Source organism: Streptomyces sp. NPDC048565 (assembly GCF_040650935.1).
Lineage (GTDB): Bacteria > Actinomycetota > Actinomycetes > Streptomycetales > Streptomycetaceae > Streptomyces.
This window is the reverse complement of the sequence record NZ_JBEZIH010000002.1, coordinates 26,602-40,630: the sequence shown is the minus strand read 5'-3', so window position 1 is coordinate 40,630 and position 14,029 is coordinate 26,602. Positions and strand designations below refer to the sequence as shown.

At 70.8% G+C, this 14,029-nt stretch carries 15 protein-coding genes; 8 read left to right on the top strand and 7 right to left on the bottom strand.

Translation table 11 applies throughout. The annotated features are described in order from the left end of the window. Nucleotides 1–21: 21 nt before the first annotated feature. The 5 genes from AB0C75_RS02310 to paaA are packed head-to-tail and all read right to left on the bottom strand — an operon-like array spanning nt 22 to nt 3,588. Nucleotides 22–1,083 (bottom strand): 2Fe-2S iron-sulfur cluster-binding protein, encoded by a 1,062-nt coding sequence (locus tag AB0C75_RS02310; protein WP_362886237.1) that lies wholly within the window; start codon nt 1,081–1,083, stop codon nt 22–24. Next, entirely contained in the window at nt 1,084–1,581 is a 498-nt protein-coding gene (gene paaD, locus AB0C75_RS02305) for a 1,2-phenylacetyl-CoA epoxidase subunit PaaD (protein ID WP_362886914.1), read from the bottom strand. It abuts the gene before it with no gap. After that, entirely contained in the window at nt 1,578–2,279 is a 702-nt protein-coding gene (gene paaC, locus AB0C75_RS02300; RefSeq protein WP_362886235.1) for a 1,2-phenylacetyl-CoA epoxidase subunit PaaC, read from the bottom strand. Before paaC ends, paaD begins: the two co-directional genes overlap by 4 nt. Beyond that, nucleotides 2,276–2,563, bottom strand: coding sequence for a 1,2-phenylacetyl-CoA epoxidase subunit PaaB (paaB, locus tag AB0C75_RS02295; protein ID WP_362886233.1), 288 nt, complete (start codon nt 2,561–2,563; stop codon nt 2,276–2,278). The genes paaC and paaB overlap by 4 nt, the downstream gene beginning before the upstream one ends. Beyond that, complete coding sequence (paaA, locus tag AB0C75_RS02290) at nt 2,560–3,588, bottom strand: 1,2-phenylacetyl-CoA epoxidase subunit PaaA (protein ID WP_362886231.1); 1,029 nt, start codon at nt 3,586–3,588, stop codon at nt 2,560–2,562. The genes paaB and paaA overlap by 4 nt, the downstream gene beginning before the upstream one ends. Before the next feature lie 88 nt (nt 3,589–3,676). Here paaA and AB0C75_RS02285 point away from each other — a divergent pair, with 88 nt between their 5' ends. The 3 genes from AB0C75_RS02285 to AB0C75_RS02275 are packed head-to-tail and all read left to right on the top strand — an operon-like array spanning nt 3,677 to nt 6,605. Further along, nucleotides 3,677–4,576 (top strand): DUF5819 family protein, encoded by a 900-nt coding sequence (locus AB0C75_RS02285; protein WP_362886229.1) that lies wholly within the window; start codon nt 3,677–3,679, stop codon nt 4,574–4,576. Next, nucleotides 4,573–5,898: an HTTM domain-containing protein gene (locus AB0C75_RS02280; RefSeq protein WP_362886227.1), complete on the top strand. Its 1,326-nt coding sequence runs from the start codon at nt 4,573–4,575 to the stop codon at nt 5,896–5,898. The genes AB0C75_RS02285 and AB0C75_RS02280 overlap by 4 nt, the downstream gene beginning before the upstream one ends. Then, entirely contained in the window at nt 5,895–6,605 is a 711-nt protein-coding gene (locus AB0C75_RS02275) for a TrmH family RNA methyltransferase (RefSeq protein WP_362886225.1), read from the top strand. Before AB0C75_RS02280 ends, AB0C75_RS02275 begins: the two co-directional genes overlap by 4 nt. A gap of 26 nt (nt 6,606–6,631) precedes the next feature. Here the strand turns inward: AB0C75_RS02275 and paaN are convergent, their stop codons facing one another. Further along, the gene (gene paaN / locus AB0C75_RS02270) at nt 6,632–8,332 is read right to left on the bottom strand and encodes a phenylacetic acid degradation protein PaaN (protein ID WP_362886223.1); all 1,701 of its coding nucleotides are present in this window, start codon (nt 8,330–8,332) and stop codon (nt 6,632–6,634) included. A 122-nt stretch (nt 8,333–8,454) separates the two neighbouring features. Here paaN and AB0C75_RS02265 point away from each other — a divergent pair, with 122 nt between their 5' ends. Together AB0C75_RS02265 and AB0C75_RS02260 are read left to right on the top strand one after the other, a co-directional pair. Then, on the top strand, nt 8,455–9,045 hold the full coding sequence (locus tag AB0C75_RS02265; RefSeq protein ID WP_362886221.1) for a TetR/AcrR family transcriptional regulator: 591 nt from the start codon (nt 8,455–8,457) through the stop codon (nt 9,043–9,045). 122 nt (nt 9,046–9,167) lie between these two features. Beyond that, nucleotides 9,168–9,638 carry a GNAT family N-acetyltransferase gene (locus tag AB0C75_RS02260; protein WP_362886219.1) on the top strand — a complete coding sequence of 157 codons (471 nt, stop codon included), beginning with the start codon at nt 9,168–9,170 and terminating at the stop codon, nt 9,636–9,638. A gap of 15 nt (nt 9,639–9,653) precedes the next feature. Here the strand turns inward: AB0C75_RS02260 and AB0C75_RS02255 are convergent, their stop codons facing one another. Continuing rightward, on the bottom strand, nt 9,654–10,175 hold the full coding sequence (locus AB0C75_RS02255; RefSeq protein WP_362886217.1) for an Lrp/AsnC family transcriptional regulator: 522 nt from the start codon (nt 10,173–10,175) through the stop codon (nt 9,654–9,656). 210 nt (nt 10,176–10,385) lie between these two features. Here AB0C75_RS02255 and pdhA point away from each other — a divergent pair, with 210 nt between their 5' ends. From pdhA to AB0C75_RS02240, 3 genes are read left to right on the top strand one after another with little or no spacing between them, the layout of a single operon-like run. Continuing rightward, nucleotides 10,386–11,549: a pyruvate dehydrogenase (acetyl-transferring) E1 component subunit alpha gene (gene pdhA, locus AB0C75_RS02250; RefSeq protein WP_362886215.1), complete on the top strand. Its 1,164-nt coding sequence runs from the start codon at nt 10,386–10,388 to the stop codon at nt 11,547–11,549. After that, nucleotides 11,546–12,577 (top strand): alpha-ketoacid dehydrogenase subunit beta, encoded by a 1,032-nt coding sequence (locus AB0C75_RS02245; protein ID WP_362886213.1) that lies wholly within the window; start codon nt 11,546–11,548, stop codon nt 12,575–12,577. Before pdhA ends, AB0C75_RS02245 begins: the two co-directional genes overlap by 4 nt. Next, nucleotides 12,577–14,019, top strand: coding sequence for a dihydrolipoamide acetyltransferase family protein (locus AB0C75_RS02240; RefSeq protein WP_362886211.1), 1,443 nt, complete (start codon nt 12,577–12,579; stop codon nt 14,017–14,019). The genes AB0C75_RS02245 and AB0C75_RS02240 overlap by 1 nt, the downstream gene beginning before the upstream one ends. The last annotated feature ends 10 nt before the right edge of the window (nt 14,020–14,029 follow it).

Genomic DNA, 14,029 nt, shown 5'->3' with positions numbered 1-14,029 from the left:
GTCGGCGGAGGTCAGCGGTCGTCAGCGGTCGAAGTCCAGCTCGACCTCCGGGGTGATGGGGTGCGACTGGCAGGCCAGGACGAAGCCGGCCCCGGTCTCCTCGGGCTCCAGCGCGAAGTTGCGGTCCATCCGCACCTCGCCCGAGACCAGGAAGGCCCGGCAGGTCCCGCACACGCCTCCCTTGCAGGCATACGGAGCGTCCGAGCGGCTTCGCAGCACCGTGTCCAGGAGCGATTCGGCGTCCTGGACCGGCCAGCTCCCCGACCGCCCGTCGAGTGTCGCCGTGAGCCTGCTCTCCGACGGCGTGGCGACCCGGGCAGCCGCCGGCAGAGCCGTTGTCTCCTCGGCGACGTGGAAGATCTCCTGATGGATGCGTGACCGGTCGGCGCCGAGTGCCCGCAGGGCTCCGTCCGCCTCCCGGACCAGGCCGAGCGGCCCGCACAGGAACCAGCCGTCCACATCGGGCACCGAGAGCAGCGCGGGCAGCAGCCCGGTGAGACGCTCGCGGTCCAGCCGGCCCGAGGGGAGCCCGGCAGCCTGTTCCTCCCGCGACAGCGCGGTCACCAGCTGGAAGCGGTCCGGATAGCGGTCCTTGAGGTCCGCGACCTCGTCGAGGAACATCGTGGACGCGGCCGTCCTGTCGCTACGGATCAGACAGAAGCGAGCCGAGGGCTCCCGCGCCAGCAGCGTCGCCGCGATCGACAGCACCGGGGTGATGCCGCTGCCACCGACGATCGCGGCGAAGTGGCCCGGACGCGGGGTCAGGACGAAACGGCCCATCGGGGCCATCGCCTCCAACTGGTCCCCCACGGCCAGCTCCTTGAGGGCGTACGTCGAGAACGCACCGCCGTCGACCAGGCGGATACCCACCCGCAGCATGGGATCACCCGGCTGCTCGGTGGCCGGTGCGCAGATCGAGTACGACCGCCGGATCTCCTCGCCGTCCACGCGGTAGCGCACGTTCAGATGCTGGCCAGGGGTGTGGCGGAAGGTCTCACGCAGTTCGGGCGGCACGGCGAAGGTGACGGCCACCGCGTCGTCCGTGATCCGTTCGATCGCGCTGACCCGGAGTGGATGGAACATCTACAACTCCTTGAAGTGGTCGAACGGTTCACGGCAGGCCACACAGCGGCGCAGCGCCTTGCACGCCGTGGAGGAGAATCGGCTCAGCAGCTCCGTGTCCGTGGAACCGCAGTGCGGGCAGCGCACCGAGAGCGTCAGCGGGACCGGCCCGCCGGTGCCGCCCCCGGGACGCGGCGGCGCTATGCCGAACTCCGCGAGCTTGCGGCGTCCTTCATCGCTGATGTCGTCGGTCGACCAGGCCGGGGCGAGCACCGTGACCACGGACACCTCGCTGACACCGTGCTCGTGCAGCACGCGCTCGATGTCCGCGGACATGCTCGCGATGGCAGGGCACCCCGTGTACGTCGGGGTGAGCCGCACCGTGACCTTGTCCGGCCCCTCCACCCGCACACCGCGGAGCACGCCGAGCTCGTCCAGCGTGATGACCGGCAGCTCGGGGTCGGGCACGGAGCCCGCCAGCCGGTGGAGCTCCGCCTCCAGCGGGGTCTCCGTGGTCACCATGACGCCCCCGGGTGGCTGCGGTGCAGATGCTGCATCTCGGCGAGCATCCGCCCGAACGGCTCCGTGTGCAGTCCCTGCCGGCCCGCTCCTGCTGTCCAGGAACCGGACTGCGGCCCCTGAGGGACGGTCAGGGTGGCCCGCTCCACCACGGAGGTGACCGCCGCCAGCCAGCCGTCGCGCTGGGCGTCCTGGTCGACGTCCACTCCCTCGACCGGCTCGAACAGCTCTCCGGTGAACCGCCACAGGGCGTCCAGCGCGCGCTGCATGCGCTCATGGCTTTCCGCGGTGCCGTCACCGAGGCGCAGGACCCACTGCTCCGCGTGGTCCCGGTGGTAGGCGACCTCCTTGACGGCCTTGGCGGCGAGATCCGCGAACTCGCCCCGCCCGGCGGCCAGCTGTTCGTAGAGCAGGTGCTGGTGGACGGAGAAGTAGAGCTGGCGGGCGATCGTATGGGCGAAGTCGCCGTTCGGCTGCTCGACCAGCTGGACGTTGCGGAAGGCGCGCTCCTCGCGGAGGTAGGCCAGCTGATCCTCGTCGCCCACCATCGAGAGCAGCACCCTGGCCTGGCCCAGCAGATCCAGGGCGATGTTGGCCAGGGCCACCTCTTCCTCCAGCACGGGGGCGTGCCCCGCCCACTCCCCCAGCCGGTGCGAGAGCACCAGCGCGTCGTCGCCGAGGGCGAGAGCCGCGCTCACAGGTGCTTCACCCCGTCCGGGATCTCGTAGAACGTGGGGTGGCGGTAGGGCTTGTCGCCCGCCGGCTCGAAGAACGAGTCCTTCTCGTCCGGCGAGGAGGCGGTGATCGCCGTCGAGGGAACCACCCAGAGGGAGACGCCTTCCGAGCGGCGTGTGTACAGATCGCGGGCGTTGCGCAGGGCCATCTCGGCGTCCGGTGCGTGCAGGCTGCCCGCGTGCGTGTGGGACAGCCCGCGCCGGGATCGCACGAACACCTCCCAGAGGGGCCAGTCGGTCGTGCTCATGCGGCCGCCTCCACGGGCCGGGCGGTGTCTCCGGGGGTGCCGGAACGTGCCGCGTGCTTGTCCGCGTAAGCCGCTGCCGCGTCGCGGACCCAGGCGCCCTCCTCGTGGGCCGTGCGCCGCTGGGTGAGCCGCTGTTCGTTGCAGGGGCCGTTGCCCTTGAGGACCTCCTGGAACTCCGTCCAGTCGATCGCTCCGTAGTCGTGCCGGCCCAGCTGCTCGTTCCACCGGATGTCGGGGTCGGGGAGTGCGAGCCCCAGTGCCTCGGCCTGGGGGACACAGATGTCCACGAAGCGCTGCCGCAGCTCGTCGTTCGAGTGGCGTTTGATCTTCCAGGCCATCGACTGTGCCGAGTGCGCGGAGGAGTCGTCGGGCGGGCCGAACATCATCAGGGAGGGCCACCACCAGCGGTTCACCGCGTCCTGCGCCATCTCGTGCTGGGCGGGGGTGCCGCGGCTGAGGGCGAGCAGCAGCTCGTACCCCTGGCGCTGATGGAAGGACTCCTCCTTGCAGACCCGGACCATCGCGCGGGCGTAGGGCCCGTAGGAGCAGCGGCACAGCGGCACCTGGTTGGTGATGGCGGCGCCATCCACGAGCCAGCCGATCGCACCGACGTCCGCCCAGGTCAGCGTGGGGTAGTTGAAGATCGACGAATAGCGCTGCCGACCTGCGTGCAGTTTGTCGAGGAGCTCCTCGCGGCTGGTCCCGAGCGTCTCCGCCGCGCTGTACAGATAGAGGCCGTGCCCGGCCTCGTCCTGGACCTTCGCCATCAGGATCGCCTTGCGGCGCAGCGAGGGAGCCCGGCTGATCCAGTTGGCCTCGGGCTGCATGCCGATGATTTCGGAATGGGCGTGCTGGGCCATCTGGCGGATCAGCGAGGCGCGGTAGGTGTCGGGCATCCAGTCGCGCGGCTCGATCCTGTCGTCGGCAGCCACCGCGGCGTCGAATGCCGCCAGACGCTCCGCATCCGCCGCATCCGCCGTGCCTGCCGTCCCCTGCGTCGTCTGGTCCGCAGTCACTGCCGTCATCCCGGGCTCCCTACCGACCGATCGTTCGGTTCCTTGGCTTCAATGGTGAGTCGGAGGCCCGTAGGGTGTCAACCCTGTGGATAACTGAGTGGTGATCGACGGTGATCGGGGCACGATGGATGCGGACCACGGTGGGCGCACCGGAGACGGGAAGAAGCTCGCCTGGCCCGGCGTGACTGACCACCCTGGAGCGGATCGGGAAGCGCATCAGGACACGGGGCAGGATGCGGAGGCCGCGCCAGCCGAGGCCGCGCCAGCCGAGGCCGCACCGGCCGACGGACCGGCCGCCGGACCGCCCGGACGCCGTCCAGGCGGCGGCATGGCCGCGCTCTCGCTTCCGTACCAGATCGCCGCGGCGCTCGCGCTGTCCGGCATGGCACTGCTGGCCTGCGCACACATAGCCATGATCTTTCTGTACGTCGCACCGTCCAACACGCTGACGAAGCAGCACGGCGAGGTGGTCGACGACTGGGTCTTTCCGGAGTTCGAGCAGAACTGGAAGCTGTTCGCCCCCAATCCGCTCCAGCAGAACATCTCCGTGCACGTACGCGCCGAGCTGGCCGACGACGGCGCTGACGGCAGCAAGGTCACACGCTGGATGGATCTCTCGCGTGAGGACGGCCAGGCGATACGCGGCAACCTCCTCCCCAGCCACGTCGACCAGAACGAGCTGCGCCGTGCCTGGGACTTCTTCACGGGGTCCCACGACAGCGAGAACCGGCCCAACGGCCTGCGCGGCGAGCTGTCCGAGCGCTACATCCGCCGCATCGTCATGCAGCGTCTCACCGAGCGCGGCTACGGAGGCACGGTCGAGCGCATCCAGGTGCGGTCCGGTACACGCTCCGTCAGCGCCCCGGAGTGGAGCGACGAGAAGATCAGCACCCGGGCGGAGTACCGGGAGCTCCCGTGGTGGACCGTCACCTCGTCCGACCTCCCCGGGGCGGCCACGACGGATCAGGCCTCGCACGCGGCGAAGGCGGCGAAATGAGCGCCCCCGAGCCCGTATCCGAGCCTGTGCCCACCCGCGCCCCCACCCGCGCCCAGGGCGCCGGCAGCGCCGGGTCCGTCGGCCGGTCGTTCGCCCGCGCCCTCCAGCGCGTCACAGCCGCCCCCCTCGGCGCCTATCAGAGCGCCGTCGTCCGCATCGGTGTCTCCGCCACCTGGCTGCTGTTCCTGCTGCGTGAGCTGCCTCACCGCCATGAGCTGTACGGCCCCGACAGCCCGTGGAGCTGGGACATGGCGCGGCGGCTCATCGCCGAGAACGACGCCTTCACCGTCCTGATGTGGTCGGACGGCACGATCTGGTTCGAGACCGTGTACGCGCTCTCGCTGGTGTCGGCAGCGCTGCTGCTGGCCGGCTGGCGGACCCGCGCCACGTCCGTCGTGTTCATGGCCGGGGTGCTCTCCCTTCAGAACCGCAGCATCTTCATGGGGGACGGCGGCGACAACGTCATCCACCTGATGGCGCTCTACCTGGTGCTGACCCGTTGCGCGCGGGTCTGGTCCCTGGACGCGCGCCGTGCGGCGAGGGACGCCGCATCCCTCGCGGAGGGAGGCCGGCCGGGCCGTGACGTCGCGGGACCGATGCTGTGGGCGGTACTCGGCTGCGTCCTCCTGCCCGCCACCCTCATGGGAGGCCTCGGCGGCACCTGGTGGCTGCCGGCCCTGCTGTGGGTGCTGTGGCTGGGGAACGGCGCCTGGTGGGCGCTGAACCGGCGCGCGCCGGAGCATGAGCTGCGGGCCCTCCTCGACGTCGTGGCCAACCTCGCCCACAACGCCGCCCTCTTCGTGATCATGGCTGAGGTGTGCCTGGTCTACGCGACCGCCGGCTGGTACAAGATCCAGGGTTCCCGCTGGCAGGACGGCACCGCGGTCTACTATCCGCTCAAGCTGGACTACTTCACCCCGTGGGCCGGGCTCTCCGGGGTGGTCGCCTCCAGCGGCCTGGTGATCATGGTGCTGACGTACGTGACGGTCGTCGTGCAGGTGGCCTTCCCCTTCACGCTGTTCAACAGGCGCGTCAAGAACGTCCTGCTGGCCCTCATGATCGGTGAGCACGCGGGGATCTCCGTCCTGCTGGGACTGCCCTTCTTCTCCATGGCGATGATCGCGGCGGACGCCGTCTTCCTGCCGACGGCCTTCCTGGTGTGGCTGGGCCACCGGGTGTCGCGCGGCCGGCAGCGTCTCTTCTCCCGCGTGGCGGGCGGGCCCCGCCTCCCCGGGCAGCGCCGGGCGGGACCGGCCCGCCGCACGGGAGAAGAGACGGCCACGCGCGGCGGCGCCGGCGATGGCCATACGCTCGTCGGGTGACCAGCGAGACCGGCAGTACAGAAGAGCCCCGGGCGGCAGCCGAGCCCGCCCCGTCCGAGGAACCGATCCAGTACGACGACGGGTACGGCGCCGTGATCGGTGTCGGGCCGCATCCGCTGCCCTGGCCCGAGGGGGAGCGTTACGACCCCGAGCTCCTCGCCCACGGCGACCGGCGCAACGTGGGTGACGTCTACCGGTACTGGACGCGGGAGGCGATCGTCGCCGATCTCGACCTGCGGCGGCACGACTTCCATGTGGCGGTGGAGAACTGGGGCCATGACTTCAACATCGGCTCGGTGGTGCGCACCGCCAACGCCTTCCTGGCGAAGGAGATCCACATCGTGGGGCGGCGGCGCTGGAACCGTCGAGGGGCCATGGTCACCGACCGCTACCAGCACGTGCGGCACCACCCGGACACGGAGGACCTGACCGCCTGGGCGGAGGCCGAGGAGCTGCCGATCATCGGGATCGACAACCTTCCCGGGGCCGTGCCGCTGGAGCGGACGGAGCTGCCGCGCCGGTGTGTCCTGCTGTTCGGGCAGGAGGGGCCGGGGCTGACGGAGGAAGCGCGCAAGCACGCCTCGATGGTGTGCTCGATCGCGCAATTCGGCTCGACGCGTTCGATCAACGCCGGTGCGGCCGCTGCCATCGCGATGCACGCCTGGGTGCAGCGGTACGCGGATGTTCCGGATCCGCGCGACGCGTGACAGCGGCCAGGTGGCCAGGTCCTCGCTCAGGCCTGGCGGCGGACCTCCACCACCCGGAAGCGGTTGGAGACGAACGCCCCGTCGCAGAGCGCCGCGTTGGCCGCCGGGTTGCCGCCCGACCCGTGGAAGTCGGAGAAGGCCGCCGTCTGGTTGACGTACACACCGCCGGTGAGATTCAGCGAGAGCTGAGCCGATTCGTCGAAGCAGACCTCTTCCACCGCGCGTTCCACCTCAGGGGAGGTGGTGTACGCGCCGACGGTCATCGCGCCCTTCTCGCGGATCGTGCGACGCAGCAGGTCCAGCGCGTCTCCGGTCGATCCGACTGCGACCGCGAAGGAGACCGGGCCGAAGCACTCCGAGAGGTAGGCCGCCCCGTCGTCGGGCTTGGTGCCGTCGAGCTTCACCAGGACCGGCGTACGGACCACGGCGTCGGGGAAGTCGGAGTTGGTCACCCGGCGTGAGGCGAGCGCGACGTCACCCAGGGACTCGGCGCCCTCCAGCCTGGCCCTGACGTCCGGGTTCACCAGGGCGCCGAGCAGCCCGTTGGCCCGGGCGTCGTCACCGAGCAGCCCCTTCACCGCCTCGGCGATGTCCGCCACCACGTCCTCGTAGGACTTGGCGCCCGCGTCCGTCTCGATGCCTTCGCGCGGGATGAGGAGGTTCTGCGGGGTGGTGCACATCTGCCCGCTGTAGAGGGAGAGCGAGAAGGCCAGGTTGGAGAGCATGCCCCGGTAGTTGTCGGTGGAGTCGATGACGATCGTGTTGACGCCGGCCTTCTCCGTGTAGACCTGGGCCTGCCGCGCGTTGGTCTCCAGCCAGTCGCCGAAGGCGGTGGAACCCGTGTAATCGATGATCTTCACCTCGGGGCGCACCGCCAGGGTCCTGGCGATGCCCTCGCCGGGCTGTTCCGCAGCCAGGGCGACGAGATTCGGGTCGAAGCCCGCTTCGGTCAGCACATCGCGGGCCAGCAGCACGGTCAGCGCGAGCGGCAGGACCGCCCTCGGGTGCGGCTTGACCAGCACAGGATTGCCGGTCGCGAGCGAGGCGAAGAGGCCCGGGTAGCCGTTCCATGTGGGGAACGTGTTGCAGCCGATGAGCAGGGAGACGCCGCGCCCCGCCGCCGTGTACGACTTGTGCAGCCGCAGCGGGTCGCGCTTTCCCTGCGGCTTCGACCAGTCCGCGCCGGCCGGCGTGCGGGTCTGTTCCTCGTAGGCGTAGGCCACGGCCTCCAGACCGCGGTCCTGGGCATGCGGGCCGCCGGCCTGGAAGGCCATCACGAACGCCTGTCCACTGGTGTGCATCACGGCATGGGCCAGCTCGTGCGTACGCGCACTGATGCGGGCGAGGATCTCCAGGCAGACCAGGGCCCGCGTCTCGGGGCCCGCCGCGCGCCAGGAGCCCATGGCGGCGCTCATGGCGGGGAGCAGGATGTCCGGGTCGGCGTGCGGATACTCGACGCCGAGCTCCGGTCCGTACGGCGAGACCTCCGCGCCGGTCCAGCCGTCGGTGCCCGGCTGGCCGAGATCCAGCCTGGTGCCGAGCACGGCGTCGAACGCGGCCTTGCCCTCGGCGGCACCGAGGCTGCCGGGGAGACCCCCCTCGCCGTACGCCTTCGGGTGTTCGGGGTGCGGGGACCAGTAGGCGCGCGTACGGATCGCGTCGAGGGCCTGGTCGAGCGTCGGGCGGTGGATCTCGGACAGCTTCTCGGGGGAAAGCTCGGCGGCCATGACGGACCAACTCCTCGTCGAGCCGGGCAGGGATGTGCTGACGGAGTTAGAGTAACCGAACGATCGGTCGGGACAAGGCCCCCGGGAAACCTGTGGACAACTCATGGGGGAGGATCGCGGTCATGACCACGGCGAAGCGGGACACATACACCCCGGAGACACTCCTGGCCGTCGCCGTCCGTGTCTTCAACGAGCGCGGCTACGACGGCACGTCCATGGAGCACCTCTCCCAGGCGGCGGGTATCTCCAAGTCGTCCATCTACCACCACGTGGCGGGCAAGGAAGAGCTCCTGAGGCGCGCGGTGAGCCGGGCGCTCGACGGGCTCTTCGGGATTCTCGACGAGACGGGTGCCACGGAGGGGCGGGCGATGGCCCGGGTCGAATACGTCACGCGCCGCACGGTCGAGGTACTCGCGGCGGAGCTGCCGTACGTCACGCTGCTGCTGCGCGTGCGCGGCAACACGACGACGGAGCGCTGGGCGCTCGAGCGTAGGCGCGAGTTCGACCAGCGGGTGTCCGAGCTGCTCAAGGCCGCGGTGACGGAGGGGGACCTGCGCGCTGACGTGGACATACGCCTGGCGACCCGGCTGCTCTTCGGCATGGTGAACTCGCTGGTCGAGTGGTATCGGCCGCAGGTGAGCGGCTCCCCGGACGCGGAACAGCTGGCCGACACGGTCGTCCAGCTCGCGTTCGAAGGGATGCGGGCCGGCTGACCCCGCCCCTCCCGGCCGCCCCCGGTGCCGTGACCGCGTAGGTTCCGCGGGTTCCGCACTGGTCCGAGCGTCGCGGGGAACTCGGATGCCGTCGCATCGTGGGTCTGCGAGCATGCGTTGCTGTGGAGATCAACAACATTGTCGTCCGCCGTGCGGTCGACTCCGACGCAGCTGCGGTGGCCGAGGTGTGGCTGCGTTCCTTCACGGCGGCGCTTCCGAGCGTGCGCCGGGCACATACGGACGACCAGGTCCGGTCCTGGTTCCGTGCGGTGGTCGTTCCCGGGCAGGAGACATGGGTGGCGACCTTCGAAGACTCGGTCGTCGCGATGATGGTGCTGGATGGCGAAGACCTGGACCAGCTCTATCTCGATCCGGCCTGGCAGGGCCAGGGCATCGGCGGCCGGCTCGTGGATCTGGCGAAGCAGCGCCGTCCGGCCGGGCTGGCGCTGTGGACGTTCCAGGTCAACGAGTCGGCACGTCGCTTCTACGAGCGGCACGGCTTCGTCGCCGGCGAATGCACCGACGGGCACCGCAACGAGGAACGTGAGCCGGACATCCGGTACCTGTGGCGGCCTGAAGAGCAACAGCCCTGAGACTGTTCACGCCGCCTAGGCGAGCTCGGCCGGACGCTCCGGGCGCGGACCCAGGTCGGTCTCCTCGAACACCAGCAGAGTGCGGGTGGACAGGACCTCGGGTATGGCCTGGATCCTGGTGAGGACCAGCTCCCGCAGCGCCCTGTTGTCCGGGGTGTGCACCAGGAGCAGTACGTCGAAGTCGCCGCTGACCAGCGCGATGTGGGTGGCACCGGGAAGCGTCTGGAGCTGGTCGCGCACCGTGCGCCAGGAGTTCTGGACGATCTTGAGCGTGATGTAGGCGGAGGCGGCCTGTCCTGCCCGTTCGTGATTCACGCGTGCGCTGAAGCCGCGGATCACGCCGTCCTCGACGAGCCTGTTGATCCGGGCGTACGCATTGGCCCGCGAGACGTGGACGCGCTCTGCGACGGCCCGTATCGAGGCGCGGCCGTCCGTCCGGAGGATGCGCAGGATGGAGCGGTCGATGGAATCCAGAGGCCGTGCGGGCGGGGTGCGGTCCGCTCCTGCGCCCCCGTCGGCCATTTGTTCAGCTGCCATCTGCCCGCGCCTCCCTGTTGTGGACGACCTGTCCCTATCCCAGGCTGTGGAGAACCGTTTGTCCACAGGCTGGAGGTGCCTGTAGCCAAATTGCCCCCACGACCGAACAATCGGTAGGTGAGGCACACCACACCGGTGCCCTGCTCACACCCGACATTCCTGTGGATTTCGACACTCCTCGATATATCCCGATGCCAGGAGGTGCTTGTCATGACGGTTCAGGAGCTGCCCGGCGCAGCCGCCTACCGGCCCACGCCGCCCCCGGCCTGGAAGCCGCTCACCGATCCCGCGCCGCTGCTCCCGGATCCCCAGCCGTACCGCGTGCTCGGTACGGATGCGGCGGCCGGCGCGGACCCCGAGCTGCTGCTGAGGCTCTACGCCGAGCTGGTGCGCGGCCGCCGGTACAACGCGCAGGCCACCGCACTGACCAAGCAGGGCAGGCTCGCGGTGTACCCGTCGAGCACCGGGCAGGAGGCGTCCGAGATCGCGGCTGCGTTCGTGCTGGAGGAGCGGGACTGGCTCTTCCCCAGCTATCGCGACACGCTCGCCGCAGTGGCGCGTGGCCTGGACCCCGTCCAGGCGCTGACCCTGCTGAGGGGGGACCGGCACACCGGGTACGACCCGCGTGAGCACCGCATCGCCCCGCTGTGCACCCCGCTGGCCACCCAGCTGCCGCATGCCGTGGGCCTGGCGCACGCGGCGCGACTCAAGGGCGACGACGTGGTGGCGCTCGCGATGGTCGGCGACGGCGGGACGAGCGAGGGTGATTTCCACGAGGCGCTGAATTTCGCGGCCGTCTGGCGGGCCCCGGTCGTCTTTCTCGTCCAGAACAACGGCTTCGCGATCTCCGTGCCCCTGGCCAAGCAGACCGCGGCCCCGTCGCTCGCCCACAAGGCCGTGGGTTACGGGATGCCGGGACGCCTGGTCGACGGGAACGACGCGGCAGCGATGCACGAGGTGCTCGGCGAGGCGGTGGCGCGGGCCAGGCGGGGCGAGGGGCCGACGCTCGTCGAGGCGGTCACCTACCGCATGGAAGCCCATACGAACGCCGACGACGCCACGCGATACCGGGGCGACAGCGAAGTGGAGACCTGGCGCGCGCACGATCCGATCAGGCTTCTCGAACGGGAGCTGACCGGTCGCGGGCTGCTGGACGAGGACGGCATCGGGTCGGTGCGGGAGGCTGCGGAGCGTATGGCGGAGGAGCTGCGGGAGCAGATGAACGCCGATCCGGTGCTCGACCCGATGGATCTGTTCACTCATGTCTACGGCGAGCAGACCGGCCAGCTGCGGGAACAGGCGGCCCGGCTGCGCGCCGAGCTGGACGCCGAGCACGGCGCGGACGACGAGAGCGGCGCGGAGGAGGGACGATGAGCACCGCTGCCGCGACGGCCGGTGAACGGACCGGCAGGGCCAAGCCGGCCACGATGGCGCAGGCGCTCGGGCGGGCGCTGCGCGACTCGATGGCGGAGGACCCGGCGGTGCACGTACTCGGGGAGGACGTCGGCACACTCGGTGGCGTCTTCCGTGTCACCGACGGTCTGGCGAAGGAGTTCGGCGACGACCGCTGTACGGACACACCGCTGGCCGAGGCAGGGATACTCGGGGCGGCCGTGGGCATGGCGATGTACGGGCTGCGGCCCGTGGTGGAGATGCAGTTCGACGCCTTCGCGTATCCGGCGTTCGAGCAGCTGGTCGGCCATGTCGCCAAGATGCGCAACCGGACGTCGGGCGCCATGCCGCTGCCGATCACGGTGCGTGTGCCGTACGGAGGCGGGATCGGCGGGGTCGAGCACCACAGCGACTCCTCGGAGGCGTACTACATGGCGACGCCCGGTCTGCACGTCGTCGTGCCGGCCACGGTCGACGACGCGTACGGGCTGCTGAGGGAGTCGATCGCCTCCGACGACCCGGTGGTCTTCCTGGAGCCGAAGAGGCTCTACTGGTCCAAGGCCGACTGGTCGCCCGAAGCCCCTGCCGCGGTCGAGCCGATCGGCAGGGCCGTGATCCGGCGGCCCGGCCGCAGCGCCACCCTGATCACCTACGGGCCGTCTCTCCCGGTGTGTCTGGAGGCGGCCGAGGCGGCCACGGCCGAGGGCTGGGACCTCGAGGTGGTCGATCTGCGCTCGCTGGTGCCCTTCGACGACGGGACTGTCGCCGCGTCGGTGCGCCGCACGGGCCGTGCGGTGGTCGTGCATGAGTCGTCCGGCTTCGGTGGACCCGGCGGTGAGATCGCGGCGCGGATCACCGAGCGGTGTTTCCATCATCTGGAGGCGCCGGTCCTGCGCGTCGCCGGATTCGACATTCCCTATCCGCCGCCGATGCAGGAGCGGCACCATCTGCCGGGTGTGGACCGGGTACTCGACGCGGTCGCACGTCTTCAGTGGGAGGCCGAGAGCTGATGGCGCAGGTGCTCGAATTCAAGCTGCCGGACCTGGGTGAGGGGCTGACCGAGGCGGAGATCGTCCGCTGGCTGGTGGAGGTCGGCGATGTCGTCGCCATCGACCAGCCGGTCGTCGAGGTCGAGACGGCCAAGGCCATGGTGGAGGTCCCCTGCCCCTACGGGGGCGTGGTGACGGCACGGTTCGGCGAGGAGGGCGGGGAACTCCCGGTCGGTGCGCCGCTGCTGACGGTGGCGGTCGGATCCGCGGAGTCCGCGGACGGCCACGAGGCGTCCGGCGGACCCTCGGGCAACGGCAACGGCAACGGCAACGGCAACGGCAACGGCAACGGGGCCGGGGGCGGGTCCGGAGCGTCGGGCAACGTGCTGGTCGGATACGGCACGGGCGCACCGGCCGCGCGGCGGCGACGCGTCAGGCCCGCCCAGGTCTCCTCGGCGCCCCACGCCCCGGCGGCGCCCCCGGCAGCCCGTCCGGCTCAGGCCACGGTCCACGCCTCGGTGCAGGACATCCCTGCCACGCCGGGAGGGGCCGGGCCGGAGGGCCCCGTTGCCGTCGTCTCTCCCCTGGTCCGGAAGCTGGCGCGCCGGCACGGACTCGACCTCCGGCAGATCGTGGGTACGGGACGGGACGGGCTGATTCTGCGCACCGATGTGGAGTCCGCCATCAGAGCCCTGGACGAAGAAGCCCCCGTCGGCGCATCCCGGGTGTCCCGGCCGGAGTCGGGGCCGGAGCCGGAGTCGTCGGGCGAGCGGATCGCGCTGCGCGGGGTCAGGGGCGCGGTCGCCGAGAAGCTGTCGCGCAGCCGGCGGGAGATTCCCGACGCCACATGCTGGGTCGATGCCGATGCCACCGAGCTGGTGGCGGCCCGAGCCGCGATGAACGCCGCCGGCGGTTCGGCCGCGGGGCCCAAGGTGTCGGTGCTCGCTCTGCTGGCCCGCATCTGTACGGCGGCGCTGGCGAGGTTCCCCGAGCTCAACTCGACGGTGGACACCGAGGCGCGGGAGATCGTGCGGCTCTCCGGCGTCCATCTGGGCTTCGCCGCCCAGACGGAGCGCGGCCTGGTCGTCCCGGTCGTCCGGGACGCGCACACGAGGAACACGGAGTCGATCGGCGCGGAGATCGCCCGACTGACGGAGGCCGCCAGGGAGGGGAAGCTGACCCCGGCGCAGCTCACAGGAGGGACCTTCACGCTGAACAACTACGGGGTGTTCGGCGTCGACGGCTCGACTCCCATCATCAACCACCCCGAGGCGGCCATGCTCGGCGTCGGCCGCATCGTGCCCAAGCCCTGGGTGCACAAGGGCGAGCTGGCGGTCCGCCAGGTCGTCCAGCTCTCGCTCACCTTCGATCACCGGGTCTGCGACGGCGGCACGGCCGGTGGCTTCCTGCGCCATGTCGCCGACTGCGTGGAACAGCCGGCGGTGCTGCTGCGCGCGCTGTGATTTCGGCCCC

What these genes read in the sequence shown, in the direction of transcription:
- AB0C75_RS02310 (WP_362886237.1), bottom strand. Translation starts at nt 1,083, where the DNA reads ATGTTCCATCCACTCCGGGTCAGCGCGATCGAACGGATCACGGACGAC.
- paaB (WP_362886233.1), bottom strand. Translation starts at nt 2,563, where the DNA reads ATGAGCACGACCGACTGGCCCCTCTGGGAGGTGTTCGTGCGATCCCGG.
- paaA (WP_362886231.1), bottom strand. Translation starts at nt 3,588, where the DNA reads ATGACGGCAGTGACTGCGGACCAGACGACGCAGGGGACGGCAGGCACG.
- AB0C75_RS02280 (WP_362886227.1), top strand. Translation starts at nt 4,573, where the DNA reads ATGAGCGCCCCCGAGCCCGTATCCGAGCCTGTGCCCACCCGCGCCCCC.
- paaN (WP_362886223.1), bottom strand. Translation starts at nt 8,332, where the DNA reads ATGGCCGCCGAGCTTTCCCCCGAGAAGCTGTCCGAGATCCACCGCCCG.
- AB0C75_RS02265 (WP_362886221.1), top strand. Translation starts at nt 8,455, where the DNA reads ATGACCACGGCGAAGCGGGACACATACACCCCGGAGACACTCCTGGCC.
- AB0C75_RS02255 (WP_362886217.1), bottom strand. Translation starts at nt 10,175, where the DNA reads ATGGCAGCTGAACAAATGGCCGACGGGGGCGCAGGAGCGGACCGCACC.
- pdhA (WP_362886215.1), top strand. Translation starts at nt 10,386, where the DNA reads ATGACGGTTCAGGAGCTGCCCGGCGCAGCCGCCTACCGGCCCACGCCG.
- AB0C75_RS02245 (WP_362886213.1), top strand. Translation starts at nt 11,546, where the DNA reads ATGAGCACCGCTGCCGCGACGGCCGGTGAACGGACCGGCAGGGCCAAG.
- AB0C75_RS02240 (WP_362886211.1), top strand. Translation starts at nt 12,577, where the DNA reads ATGGCGCAGGTGCTCGAATTCAAGCTGCCGGACCTGGGTGAGGGGCTG.